Raw genomic sequence first — 12,404 nt, forward strand, 5'->3', positions numbered from 1 at the left:
CCGATTCCGTTCCCACCTTCCGGTCACAGGAGCGATCCATGATCTACGACAACATCCTCGACACCATCGGCAACACCCCGATCGTGAAGCTGCACCGCCTGGCGCCGAAAGGCGTGGACATCTACGTGAAGGTAGAGGCGTTCAACCCCGGCGGATCGGTGAAGGACCGCCTGGCGCTGGCGATCATCCTCGATGCCGAGAAACGCGGTGTGCTCAAGCCTGGCCAGACCGTGGTGGAGGCCACCTCGGGCAACACAGGCGTCGGCCTGGCGATGGTATGCGCGGCGCGCGGCTATCCGTTCGTGGCGGTGATGACCGAGACCTTCTCGATCGAGCGCCGCAAGCTGATGCGCGCTTACGGGGCGAAGGTAATCCTCACCCCTGCCGCCGAGCGCGGCACCGGCATGGTGAAAAAGGCAAAGCAGCTGGCCGAGAAGCACGGCTGGTTCTGGGCCAGCCAGTTCGAGAATCCGGCCAATCCCGCGTACCACCGCAGCACCACCGGTCCGGAGATCCTGCGCGACTTCGCCGGCAAGCGGCTGGACTACTTCGTCAGTGGCTGGGGCACCGGCGGCACGCTCACCGGTGTGGGCGAGATGCTCAAGCTGGCGCGCCCGGAGGTGAAGATCATCGCCGCCGAACCGGAGGGGGCGGCCCTGCTCGCGGGCAAGGAGTGGCAGCCGCACAAGATCCAGGGCTGGAACCCGGACTTCATCCCGGCCGTGCTCAACCGCGAGGTGTTCGACGAGATCAAGCTGATCCCCGACGAGCGCTCGCGTGAGGTGGCCCGGGCGCTGGCCGCGCAGGAAGGCATCTTCGTCGGCCTGTCCTGCGGCGGCACGCTGGCCGCGGCACTGGAGGTGGCCAAGGATGCGCCGCAGGGCTCGGTGCTGCTGGCGATGCTGCCGGATACCGGCGAGCGTTACCTGTCCACCTACCTGTTCGAAGGCGTCAACGAGGGTTCGGACGAGGTCGAGTAGTTCCCGTCAGCCGTGCTTCGGGGGGAGTCAGTTCGTCCCGATGTATGGCTTTTCGCCAGGTTGCGGCTTGCGGCCTGCTTCGATGTTCAGGGGTTTCCGTCGCGTTTCACCGCCAGGTCGCCCTTGCGTGTGCCGGGGACGACAACCCAGCCCGGTTTCAATGTGAGCGTCCAGCCGTGGCCACGACGGTCGGACGCGTCGACGCCTGCGGCTGACACCGTGGCGATCTTCGCGCGCTGGTCGACCCGCGCATCGCCATCCACCTCGAGCACGCCCCAGTCGTCGTCCAGGCGCAGGGTCGGATAGACGGTGCCGAGGTCGTCCAGTGGCACCAGGGTCTGCGGATTGAACTGGAAGCTGCTGTGATCGAGCGGCAGCACCAGCACCGGGCCGTCGACCAGCTTCGCCTTCAGTTCGGCGAGATGGGCACGACGCACCTTGTCGCGCTTTACTTCGCTGGCGCGTAGCGTTCCGTCGTCGTAGATCGACTCCCGCGCCTCGAGCGTGGCGAATGCCGGTGGCGGCAGGTGCAGGGCATGGCCCAGCAACTGATCCAGCCGCTGGCCGGGGACAAAGCGGTGGTGCCAGCCCGGATCGGCGTGGTCCAGAAGCAGCCCGTAGGCCGGGCCGGTGGCATAGGCGAACGAGCGCACGAAGCTCGGCGCGTTCACGAAGGCCGTCAGGTCGTGAAGGGCATAACGGATGCGCGCCTGCGGCGTGACCAGGCCGAGCCGCGTGCCGGTGTATTCGGCGATGCCCTCGTTCGATTCCAGGTCGTTCTCGCTGGCCGCGGCTCCCGGGAACAGCCGGTACCGTTCGCGCCGGAACAGCAGCGCATCGGCGATGGCCTGCCGGCGAGCGGCGATGGTCGGTGCGCGCAGCGCGGTCGCCAGTGCCCGCCACTCCAGCTGAATCAGGTAGCGACCCTCCAGAGTATCCAGATGCCGGTTGTCGCCCTCCACCAACATCATCTTCAGCGCTGGCTGGATGCGGTGGAACATCTCGTGGGCGAGCATCACGTGCCGCTGGTCGGCGTCGACCGGGACGGGCCAGAGGATCTCGCTCCAGCGCATGCCGGACCACCCGATCGAGGTGTTCGCCAGGATCACCGACGCCGGCAAGGTGCCGGTGAAGAGTTCGCCGGACGGTTTCAGTACGCCGTGGCCGTCGGTGCGGTTGGCGACAACGCTGCGGTCGACCGGGTCCACCAGCAGCATCGGTCCGCACAGGCTGTGCCCCCAGAAGGCGCCCGCATCCCTCGTGCAGATGGTCTTGGCTTCGCCGAGGACATGGGCAGCAGCAGCCGGATCGATGGTGCCGAACGTCGGCTCTGCGGCGAAGAGGGTGGAGGTGGCGAGGCCGAGTGCAAGCGCCTGCCGGAAGCGTCGCGAAGCGAAACCGGATGCCATGGCCGTCCCTCTACGATGGATATCGTAGCTTGTACGACGAGTATCGTAGCAAGTCAACCCAGTAGAAGGCCTGTTACGGGCGACCGTCCCATTCGATGCGGTCCTGTGGGGTCACCGTCAGCGCCAGGATCGGCTGCCGCGCGGCGTCCAGCAGGGTGACGCGGTCGCCGTGCTGGCGGATGCGGTCGCGGGCCAGCGGTTGCTGCCCCACGGTGGCGGCGAGCACCTGTCCGCGTCGGATCCGCAGCGCGAACGAACCCGCGTCGTCATGCGCAAGGACGGATACCGTCGGCCCGAAGGTGCTGGCATGGCAGAGGTCGGCCATCGAAGTGTCCGTCCGCCCCAGCCGCCCTCCGGCCAGCGCCAGCAGGCTCAGCGCCGAGAGTGCCAAGGCCACTGGGCGTGCGCCTGCTGCCGGCGTCCCTGACGTGGCGCCGACGCCGAGCAGGCGGTGGATGCGCGCGACGAAATCGCCGTCGCCGGTGATCGCCATCGCCAGCGCCGCCGGGGCGCGGTGCTCGGCAAGGCGTATCAATGCCCGGGCCAGCGCCAGCGGCGACGCCCCGTGGCGAAGGGCCAGCGCGTCGCAACGGATCTCGCGTTCGCGCATCACGTGGCGATAGAGCATCCACGCGGCGGGGTGGAACCAGAGCGCCGCCAGCGCGATGCGCTGCAGGAGATTCCAGCGGAAATCGCGCTGCTTCACATGGGCCAGCTCGTGCAGCAGCAGGGCGTCGCATTCGGCCCGTGGCAGATGCACCAGGGTGTCAGGCACCAGCACGACTGCACGCCACAGGCCGACGACCTGCGGCGAGGCAACCTGCGCCAGCTTCATGTCCGGTGCGGTCATCCCCATATGCCCGCGTGCCAGGCGATGCATGGCCCGCCGCAACCCGCTCGGCGCCGGTCGGCAATGCAGGCGGACCAGTTGCCGGGCTTCCCGCGCAAGTCCCGACAGCGTGGCAAGGCCACCGATCATCCACAGGCCGGCCAACAGCATGGCCAGGGCGAGAAAGCTGCGATAGCCGGCCATCTGCCGCGCCAGTTCCGCGACCGGGGAGCCATGCGGCGGCACGATGCCCATGCGGCTCACCGTCCAGTGCAGCACCCCCACGGTGACTGCCGGCAACACGGCAAGCGCTGCGAGATGGATGCAGGCCAGGTGATGGCGCGCGGTCGGAGACGACCGCCGGGTGACGCGCTCCCAGCCGAACCACGAGAGCATCACCAGCACGCCTTGCAGGCACGCGGCCGCCAGTCCCCACACTTCCAGCCGGGCGAGGTAGGCGACGGTGAAGAAACTCACGATCCGCCCTCGAGCTTCTCGATCATCGCCTTGAGCTGGGCCAGCTCTTCCGGCGCCACTGGGCGTGCATCGAGCGCCTGCATGGCCAGCGCCAGCGAGGAGCCGGCGAATGCGCTGTCCATCCAGCCTCGCACCAGCCGGTTGAGGGTGGGGCGCTCGGACACCGCCGCCGCGTAGACGTGTTGACGGGCGTCCTCGCTGCGGCTGACCAGGCCCTTGGCCAGCATGTTCTGCATGATCTTCAGCGCGCTGGTGTAGCCGGTATCGGTATCCGCATAGACCGCCTCGTGCACCTCGCGCACCGTCGAGGGACCGCGGCGCCATAGCACCTGGAGGACTGCCAGTTCCGCGGTGGTGGGTGCGGCGGTTTTCATCCGCGCAGCATGCGACGCGGAATGGAGCCAGGCAAGCGAGTTCGCCGGCAGGCGAGCACCAATGCTAGGGTCCACAAGTGACGACCCCAGGGACAGGCGAGCCCATGCCCCACATCAGCTACCAGACCCTGATCTGTGCCATCCAGGCGGTGGCCGCGGAGATCCGCAGCCTGCGCGCGGCGCTCGCCGAAGGTGACGCCATGCCGGAGGATTACCAGCTGATCGAGGACTGGCAACGTGCCGCCGACGACCTGGAGCGGGCCTACGACGAGGCCGCCAGGACAGTGCTCAACCTGCCGCCCTACGATGAACTGGTCAGCGGATAGCGCCAGTTCTCTACATACCCTCCCGCAGCGCTAGCATGCGTGTCTTCCCTCAGTACGGAGACCCTGCATGAAGCTCTATTACCTCCCCGGCGCCTGCTCGCTGTCGCCCAACATCGTGGCTCATGAACTCGGTATCGCGCTCACCCTGGACAAGGTGGACGGCAAGACCAAGCTCACTGCATCGGGCGAGAACTTCCTCGAGGTGAACCCGAAGGGCTACGTGCCGGCGATCCGCCTGGACGACGGCGAAATACTCACCGAGGGGCCGGCCATCGTGCAGTACCTGGCGGACCTGAAGCCGGAGAGCGGGCTGGCGCCAGCGAACGGCACGCTGGCGCGCTACCGTCTGCAGGAGATCCTCACCTACATCAACTCCGAACTGCACAAGACCTTCAGCCCGCTGTTCAACCCCGCCATTCCAGACGAGACTAGGGCCGAGCGCGTGGCGTATCTCAAGCGCCGTTACGGTTACATCGAGGGCATCCTGTCGCGCCAGCTGTACCTCATGGGCGAGCACTTCACGGTGGCCGATGCCTACCTGTTCGTGGTCACCCACTGGTCGCGCGTGATCAAGCTGGACCTGAGCGAATTTCCCGCGCTGCTGGCGTTCCAGAAGCGTGTCGCCGAACGGCCTGCCGTGCAGGCGGCCATGCGCGAGGAGGGCTTGATCAAGTAAATGCGGAGGCGCAACGGTCGCCGCTGGGCGGCGCCCTTGCTCAACCAGCCTCGCACCCTACTGGGCAACATGCACAGGCGCATTGGTCCTACTGCCGGGCTGGGTGATCGTCGGCCTGGGTGATGTCGATTCGCTGGTGATTCCTTGCGTTTTCGAGCACCGCCAGGTCGAGCCTCCATTGGCCCAGCGCTTCAGTGGCCCTGACGTACACCGTCCCTTTGCCCTGTGGTCCCTCGACGTCGAACGAGAGGTTGGCCTCACCGTCGGGTCCGGAGACCCGGATGTTGCCGGTGGGAAAGCTGCTGGTGATCGGCTGGCCAAGGATCTGCACGGCCTCGGAGTTGGCCTTGACTGCCTTGACCGCCATCTCGTAGGCCGTCGAGTTCTTCAGCACGGCGATGATGCTCACGAACAGGCCGGTCATCAGGACAACGAAGATGCCCAGCGCGACCACGCCCCCCAGTGTCCATTTGCGCTGAGTGGCCTTGAATGCCTCGACGCTCTCCCAGCGCTTGTTCTGCCAGGCCCAGGTGCTGCCCTTGGCACCGAGCACGAAGGGCATCGCCATGTTCACCAGCGGCACGAACATCAGGAAGGCGATGAACGTGTTGTTGCCGATGCCCCAGATCCAGCTGAGCAGGAACGCGCCCCAGTTCCAGCGCTTGATCTCGGCCGGCACCGTCGCTCCGCTGCCGCCTCCAGAGGTGTTTTCCATACCGCTCCCTTTTTGCTTGCCTATCGCTTGGAGATCACGCCACCAATGGTGCCCGGAAATCAGCTGTCCACGCCCTTCGATGTCCGGTGGTCGGATGGTTCGGGCCGGGCGTGCATCGCCAGCCGTCGCGGGACGGGGCCATGCCCTCAGTCTCTTTGGATCGTTCTCGGGCCGCACCTGACCAGTCCGGAGTCGGTTTTGGGGGGGCTTCTGGAATGACGGATGCGCAGCACCATGGCGCATCCGGGTTTCCCATGCTCACCGGACCCATGCCTAGGGAAGCATCTGGATATTCGACGGAAGGCTGCTGTTGAAGAGTTTCTGGCCCGACGGGACAGCCGCAGAACTGGAGATGTCGAACCCACAGCCCGAGGCGTCGGCACAGGTGCCCTGGTTAGACCAGAGCTGGGTGTCGGTCCCATTGGACCAGAGGATGTCAGTCAGTCCGTCGCCGTTGTAGTCAGCGGTTCCGGAGATGACATAGCCAGCGAGACCGGCTGGCTGACTTATCACCTTGATGGCCTTTGGCGAGGTGCCATTCATCAGCCAATAACCCCACTGGGTGCCGTCCGTATACGACCAGACGAGATCGTCCTTGCCGTCTCCGTCCAGGTCTCCGCGTCCCGAAATTCGCCAGCCAGCGGGGAACGTCGTGACGTATTTCGACGTGAAGCCCGATCCGGTTCCCTGCCAGATGTAAAGGTCGTTCTTGCTGCTGGTCCAGGCGATGTCCAGCTTTCCGTCGCCGTTGAAGTCTCCGGTCGCAGCAGGGTAGTAGCCGGGCGCGACCGCAATGATGCGCGATCCGATGCGTGTCGCGCCGTTCATGAGCCAACAGGCGAACTGTTTCGTGGACGAATTCAACCAGATCAGGTCATCCATGCCATCACCGTTGACGTCACCGGCGGAGATGAGCGTCCATCCCGCCGGATATTTCCCGAGGGCCTTCGGCGTGAACCCGCCGGGGCCACCGAACCACACGTAGAGATCGTCGTTCGGACTGGTCCAGACAATGTCGGCAATGCCATCACCGTTGAGGTCTCCGATCGCCGCAGGGTAGTAGCCCGAGGCGATGGTCGTGGACGAGTCGAGTGCACTCGTTGTTCCGGTGGTCAATGCGCCCGGGCCGCTGGCAATCAGCGACGACTGTCCCGTGCCATTCAGGTCGTCCTGGATCGGCACGACCAGTTTGAAGATGGCTCCGTTACCAGTGGGGCCACCGTCGACCACCCCGGAGAAGGTTCGTGGCCCGGTCTGGATCAGCGACCGTGCATTGCTGCCGTCGGCCTGCGGCAGCCCGACCGTATGCAGTACGGAATAGATGCCGGAAGGACCGATCCTGAAAATGGTGCCATAGGGATGTGTTGCGTCACCGCCGGTACGCGCCACGCCGTAGAGATTGCCATCGGAACCTGCAACCAGCGAGTTGGGCCAGTAGCCATTCTGACTCTGGCCGGCGAACCGGCTGAAACTGTGAAGCACAGTGAAGTTTCCGGACGAATCCACCTTGAAAACAATGCCGTCTCCGTTGCCCGAGGTGCCGCCCTCCAGCGCCGAGCCGAAAATATTCCCGTGGGTATCGGCGACGAGCTCGTCGATGCCCGCACCGTCGGTATTTCCGTTCAAGGTGTAGACGGCGCTGCCGACTCCCGCCGGGGTCACCTTGTATACGACGTCTCCGGAAGAAGCCGCCCCCCCGCTTCCCGGAAGCACCACGCCGCTGGGGAGGGATACGTACATGTTGCCGTCGGAGGCCACTGCGAAGCTGGTCGGGGAATAGCCGGTAAAGCTGAAGAGATTGCGGTTCCCCGAGCCGTCCAGATTCAGGCTGAAAAGATCCCAGTCGCTGGTCCTGGTTCCGTTGGACCAGGTTCCTCCCGCTGCGTAACCGTAGATATGTCCGCCGGCATCCTGGCCAATGCTCAGAGGTTGGCTGAAGTCGCCGATAGCCGGATAGAAGGTTTGAAGTTGGAAGCCACTGCCATCCAGAGCTTGCACATATGCGACGCCGTCCGGGGTGGAGTAGCTGGTGAAGTGGTTGCCCCCGTGGTTGGACACGCCGACGAATCGACCATCTGCCAGCAATGTCAGCGGCGTGAAATTGTCGGACGGGAGCGAAGGGGGCGTCACGAAGCCGTTGTAGCCACTATCAATCTGACTGTCGAAGTCCCTCATCGAGTCGACCAGCCCATCCGGTCTGACCGAGAACAATCCCCCGAATCCGTAGGAGCCACCAGCAGTGGATACGCCAAACATGTAGCCGTTCTGGCCGAGGATGATGGCCTGCGGGGCGTACTGCGTGTTCGCGCCGCTCTGTGCCTTGGTCTGGAACTGGGCGTAGATGCTGTAGTGCGAAGCGGCGGCCTGAGCGCTTGTCGAAGCGATCAGGACGCAAGTGATCAACAGAGCGGTGGCCGCCCGATCTGCCCGATGAGCGACGCGGCGCGGGGCCCTTGATGAAAAATGCCAAGACATGACTTCCATTCCCCCCCTGTGGCAATCCGAAAACCGCTTCAAGCTTGGCGGCGCTTTTGCGCGGACCGAAGCAGATGCTGCGTTGTGGGTGATCAACTTCCTGAGGCAAGCGCAAAGGCCATGAGCATCCTGCGCCCGAGGGTGGCCCGCACTACCGAAGCCGGCGAGATTGCCCCCCCGATCCGGCAACCCGCGTGCGTGACACCCGGACTAGGTTAGCGGGTTTCTCAGGATTGGTTGTGTCGCAATTGCATGCGATTTCGGACCGGCAGGGTCGCAACCGGGAGCGGGCAAGGCGGGCTGCGTGTCAACGTTGCCGAGCGGGCGCCCACGGGATTTCGTGGCGACAAAGCGGCCTGTTGCGTGCGAAGTGCACAGCGGTCTACGCGAGATGCTCCGCCTCCAGGGGCGGCGTCACCCACGCATGCATGCGCGATTCGTAGACCGAGATCGTCGGCGGCGGAAAGTGCGGATCGGCGAAGGCACCCACCGGGATGCTGACAAAGCCCGGCATGGCCTGGGGTTCGTAGTACACGGTGACGCCGCACGCCGGGCAGAAGTGGAAGATGCAGGTCGTTCCCTCGTCTCCGGTTCGCGCGTACGGGGTGGACCGAACACGCTGACATCCTCGCGCCGAAATCGCGCCTGTTCCGAGAATGGACTGCCGGTGCGTCGCTGGCACGCCAGGCAATGGCAGATCGAGATGCGTACCGGATCACCGCGTACTTCGGCGGTGAGCTGACCGCAGTTGCATGAGGCATGGCGTGTTGGCATGGTCGGTTCCTGCTGGGAGACGTCCGCGGGAGCGGTGGACAAGCTGTGCTGCCGTGTGTGGGTTGCTCGCGCATGTTATTGCGACTGTCGCGAATGGTCCCGAGCGGCTGGAAGAGGATATTGTCATCGGCATTCCTGGCACACGGAGGTGTATTTCGATGCAGGACGCTCCCTTCTCGCGTCGTTTCATGCATGGACTGTTTGCCGGGCCCCGGCCGATCGAGGTCGTGTCCTTCAGGTGCGACGTCGCCGAGGGTGTTCCGGCAGCTGGGACCGGTCGTTATCCGAAAGCGCACCGAAGGGGACGGATTTTCGGCATCCGCTTCCGCTCTCTGCAGGCACGCAGGATTCGATCCACGCGGCAACCGGCGCATCTTGCCGCCATCGTGCTCCTGATCCTGCTGGGGTGCCTTGTCGGCCCGGTCGGCGCGCAGTCGTTGCACGTGGATATCGTCGGAGGCACCAAGACGGCGATGCCGATTGCCGTGGTGCCGTTTGCCGTGGATGGCAGTTCGCCCTTGCCGACCGACGTCGCCGACGTAATCCGCAACGACTTCAACCGGTCGGGCACGTTTCGCGCGCTGGACAGGAGTGAGATCGTCGAGACGCCATCGCAGGGCGCGGATATCCATTTGGCCACCTGGCGGCTGCTCAAGCAGGACTACATCGTCGTCGGCCGGGTGAAGAATGCCGGCAACGGCATGGTGCAGGTGGCCTACGAGCTGTGGGACGTGAACAAGGGGCAGCGCCTGCTCTCCCTGTCCACGTCGACGGTTCCCGCGGCCGGGCTGCGCGGTGTGGCGCACCAGATCGCCGACGCGATCTACGAGAAGATCACCGGCGTGCGTGGCGCGTTCTGGACACGCATTGCCTATGTCACCGCCGTCGGGTTGGGTGACCACCGCAGGTACTCGCTGATCGTGGCCGATTCCGATGGCTTCGATCCGCAGGTGGTCTTGGGCCACGCGAAGGAGCCGCTGCTTTCGCCCGCGTGGTCGCCGGACGGCAGCAAGCTGGCCTATGTGTCCTTCGAGAGCGGCAATTCGGCGATCTACGTGCAGGACCTCACCACTGGCGCGCGCACTCTGGCGTCCGGTCGCGTGGCGGGCATCAACGGCGCGCCAGCGTGGTCGCCGGATGGCACACGGCTGGCCATGTCGCTTTCCTACCCGGGGAACTCCGAGATCTTCGTGATGAACCTCGCCACGCATCGCGAAACCCGGCTGACCGACAACCTGGCGATCGACACCGAGCCGGTATGGGCTCCCGATGGAAAGAGCCTCTACTTCACCTCCGACCGTTCCGGTCAGCCGCAGATCTATTCGGTCCCGGCGACGGGTGGCGCGCCGACCCGCGTGACCTTCCAGGGCCAGAGCAATTACGACTGTGACGTGAGCTACGACGGCAAGCTGCTGGCAATGGTGCAGGGGAACGACAACGTGTACCGGATCGCCATCCTCGACCGCAGCCTCGGCGATCAGGTGCGTTTCGTGTCACCGGGGCCGTATGAGGAATCCCCAAGCTTTGCACCGAACGCCAGCATGTTGCTGTATGCCTCCAACGACGGGTCGCATGGTGTGCTGTTTTCCGTCTCGACCGATGGCTACGTCCGCCAGCGCCTGATGTTGTCCGACGGCGATGTGCGTGAGCCGGCCTGGGGGCCGTTCCGCCCGCGTTGAGCGGCTGGCCAAAACAAAACGCCCCGGCGGATGGCCGGGGCGTTCTGCAGGCAACGGGGACCAGTGACCGTCAGATGTCTTTGGCCAGCCCCTCGGCCAGGCCGATATAGCCACCTGGCGTCAGGTCGAGTAGGCGCTGCTTGTCGGCGGCGGGCAGGGCCAGGCCGTCGATGAAATGGCGCATGGAATCCTTGGTGATGCCCTGGCCGCGGGTCAGCGCCTTGAGCTGCTCGTAGGGCTCGGGCAGGCCGTAGCGGCGCATCACGGTCTGCACGGCTTCGGCGAGGACTTCCCAGCTGGCGTCCAGATCCGCGGCGAGGCGGTCGGGGTTTACCTGCAGCTTGCCCAGACCCTTGGCCAGCGATTCCAGCGCCACCAGCGTGTGGCCGAAGGCGGTGCCCAGCGCGCGCAGCACGGTGGAGTCGGTGAGGTCGCGCTGCCAGCGGCTGATCGGCAATTTTTCCGCGAAGTGGCCGAGCAGCGCGTTGGCGAGGCCAAAGTTGCCTTCGGCGTTCTCGAAGTCGATCGGGTTGACCTTGTGCGGCATGGTGGAGGAGCCGACTTCGCCAGCCTTCAGCGCCTGCTTGAAGTAGCCCAGCGAGATGTAGCCCCAGATGTCGCGGGCCAGGTCCACCAGCACGGTGTTGGCGCGGCGCACAGCATCGCAGTACTCGGCCACGCCGTCGTGCGGCTCGATCTGCGTGGTGTAGGCGTTGTAGCCCAGGCCCAGGCTCTCGACGAAGCGCTGCGAGAACGCGCGCCAGTCCAGCTCCGGGTAGGTGATGGCGTGGGCGTTGTAGTTGCCCACCGCGCCGTTGATCTTGCCGCTGATCTCCACCTCGGCCAGCTGCTTGCGCTGGCGCTCCAGACGGGCGACCACGTTGGCCAGTTCCTTGCCCAGCGTGGTGGGCGAGGCGGTCTGGCCGTGGGTGCGCGAGAGCATCGGCAGCGCGGCGTGGGTGTGCGCCAGCGTGCGCAGGGTGGCGATGATCTTGTCGAACGCGGGCAGCAGCACCTGGGTGCGCGCGTCGCGCAGCATCAGCGCGTAGGACAGGTTGTTGATGTCCTCGCTGGTACAGGCGAAATGCACGAACTCCTTGGCCTGGGCCAGCGCGGCGTCGGCACCGATGCGCTCCTTGATGAAGTACTCCACCGCCTTGACGTCATGGTTCGTGGTGGCCTCGATCGCCTTGATGCGGGCGCCGTCGTCCACGCTGAAATCGGCGGCGATGGCCTTGAGCGTGGCGATCTGCGCCGGCGCGAAGGCGGGCAGCTCGGCGATCGCCGGCTCGGCACCCAGCGCCAGCAGCCATTCGACTTCCACGTGCACGCGCCGGTGCATCAGGCCGTATTCGCTGAAGATCGGGCGCAGCGACTCGGCCTTGCTGGCGTAGCGGCCGTCCAGCGGGGACAGGGCGGTGAGGGCGTGGGTGGACATCGGGGCGTTCCGGCAACGGGAAAACCGCCATTTTACATGGCTTCCCAAGGTGGCGGCTCACGCGCTGCCGCCGTTGTAGGAGCCCGCTCGCGGGCGATGCTCTTCGCTTCGATGTGGATCAGGAGCAGAAGCATCGCCCGCGAGCGGGCTCCTTATGTCTCGATTCTGGTCCGGCAACGGACGAGAATCCCCGACTGATCATCGGAGGGGACGAGGTGACGCCGACGGGCTCCCGAGGCTTTGCGCCTGCCG

The 12,404-nt window shown here is 65.5% G+C and carries 10 protein-coding genes and 1 pseudogene; 4 read left to right on the plus strand and 7 right to left on the minus strand.

What is annotated here, in order from left to right:
• Nucleotides 1-38: 38 nt before the first annotated feature.
• Nucleotides 39-980 (plus strand): cysteine synthase A, encoded by a 942-nt coding sequence (gene cysK / locus NC595_RS18720; protein WP_253568899.1) that lies wholly within the window; start codon nucleotides 39-41, stop codon nucleotides 978-980.
• 86 nt (nucleotides 981-1,066) lie between these two features.
• Here cysK and NC595_RS18725 read toward each other — a convergent pair whose 3' ends face one another.
• The 3 genes from NC595_RS18725 to NC595_RS18735 form a co-directional block, all read right to left on the minus strand.
• Complete coding sequence (locus NC595_RS18725) at nucleotides 1,067-2,389, minus strand: hypothetical protein (protein WP_253568900.1); 1,323 nt, start codon at nucleotides 2,387-2,389, stop codon at nucleotides 1,067-1,069.
• Nucleotides 2,390-2,462: 73 nt separating this feature from the next.
• The gene (locus NC595_RS18730) at nucleotides 2,463-3,695 is read right to left on the minus strand and encodes a M56 family metallopeptidase (protein ID WP_253568901.1); all 1,233 of its coding nucleotides are present in this window, start codon (nucleotides 3,693-3,695) and stop codon (nucleotides 2,463-2,465) included.
• On the minus strand, nucleotides 3,692-4,069 hold the full coding sequence (locus NC595_RS18735) for a BlaI/MecI/CopY family transcriptional regulator (protein ID WP_253568902.1): 378 nt from the start codon (nucleotides 4,067-4,069) through the stop codon (nucleotides 3,692-3,694). The genes NC595_RS18730 and NC595_RS18735 overlap by 4 nt, the downstream gene beginning before the upstream one ends.
• Before the next feature lie 104 nt (nucleotides 4,070-4,173).
• Here NC595_RS18735 and NC595_RS18740 point away from each other — a divergent pair, with 104 nt between their 5' ends.
• Together NC595_RS18740 and gstA are read left to right on the plus strand one after the other, a co-directional pair.
• Nucleotides 4,174-4,395 (plus strand): Tsi2 family anti-toxin, encoded by a 222-nt coding sequence (locus NC595_RS18740; protein ID WP_253568903.1) that lies wholly within the window; start codon nucleotides 4,174-4,176, stop codon nucleotides 4,393-4,395.
• Between the two features lie 67 nt (nucleotides 4,396-4,462).
• Nucleotides 4,463-5,071: a glutathione transferase GstA gene (gene gstA / locus NC595_RS18745; protein ID WP_253568904.1), complete on the plus strand. Its 609-nt coding sequence runs from the start codon at nucleotides 4,463-4,465 to the stop codon at nucleotides 5,069-5,071.
• Nucleotides 5,072-5,159: 88 nt separating this feature from the next.
• Here gstA and NC595_RS18750 read toward each other — a convergent pair whose 3' ends face one another.
• The 3 genes and pseudogenes from NC595_RS18750 to NC595_RS18760 all read right to left on the minus strand — a co-directional run bounded on the left by NC595_RS18750 (nucleotide 5,160) and on the right by NC595_RS18760 (nucleotide 9,035).
• Nucleotides 5,160-5,786, minus strand: a complete 627-nt coding sequence (locus NC595_RS18750; RefSeq protein WP_253568905.1) for a cytochrome c oxidase assembly factor Coa1 family protein — start codon at nucleotides 5,784-5,786, stop codon at nucleotides 5,160-5,162.
• A 273-nt stretch (nucleotides 5,787-6,059) separates the two neighbouring features.
• The gene (locus NC595_RS18755; RefSeq protein ID WP_253568906.1) at nucleotides 6,060-8,261 is read right to left on the minus strand and encodes a choice-of-anchor tandem repeat GloVer-containing protein; all 2,202 of its coding nucleotides are present in this window, start codon (nucleotides 8,259-8,261) and stop codon (nucleotides 6,060-6,062) included.
• A 382-nt stretch (nucleotides 8,262-8,643) separates the two neighbouring features.
• Nucleotides 8,644-9,035, minus strand: a pseudogene (locus NC595_RS18760) (GFA family protein).
• Nucleotides 9,036-9,418: 383 nt separating this feature from the next.
• Between NC595_RS18760 and tolB the strand changes: the two are divergent.
• The gene (tolB, locus tag NC595_RS18770) at nucleotides 9,419-10,714 is read left to right on the plus strand and encodes a Tol-Pal system beta propeller repeat protein TolB (protein WP_425493172.1); all 1,296 of its coding nucleotides are present in this window, start codon (nucleotides 9,419-9,421) and stop codon (nucleotides 10,712-10,714) included.
• 70 nt (nucleotides 10,715-10,784) lie between these two features.
• Here the strand turns inward: tolB and purB are convergent, their stop codons facing one another.
• The gene (gene purB, locus NC595_RS18775) at nucleotides 10,785-12,152 is read right to left on the minus strand and encodes an adenylosuccinate lyase (protein WP_253568908.1); all 1,368 of its coding nucleotides are present in this window, start codon (nucleotides 12,150-12,152) and stop codon (nucleotides 10,785-10,787) included.
• Nucleotides 12,153-12,404 lie beyond the last annotated feature (252 nt).

The sequence above is a fragment of the Dyella lutea genome (assembly GCF_024158035.1).
Taxonomy (GTDB): domain Bacteria; phylum Pseudomonadota; class Gammaproteobacteria; order Xanthomonadales; family Rhodanobacteraceae; genus Dyella_A; species Dyella_A lutea.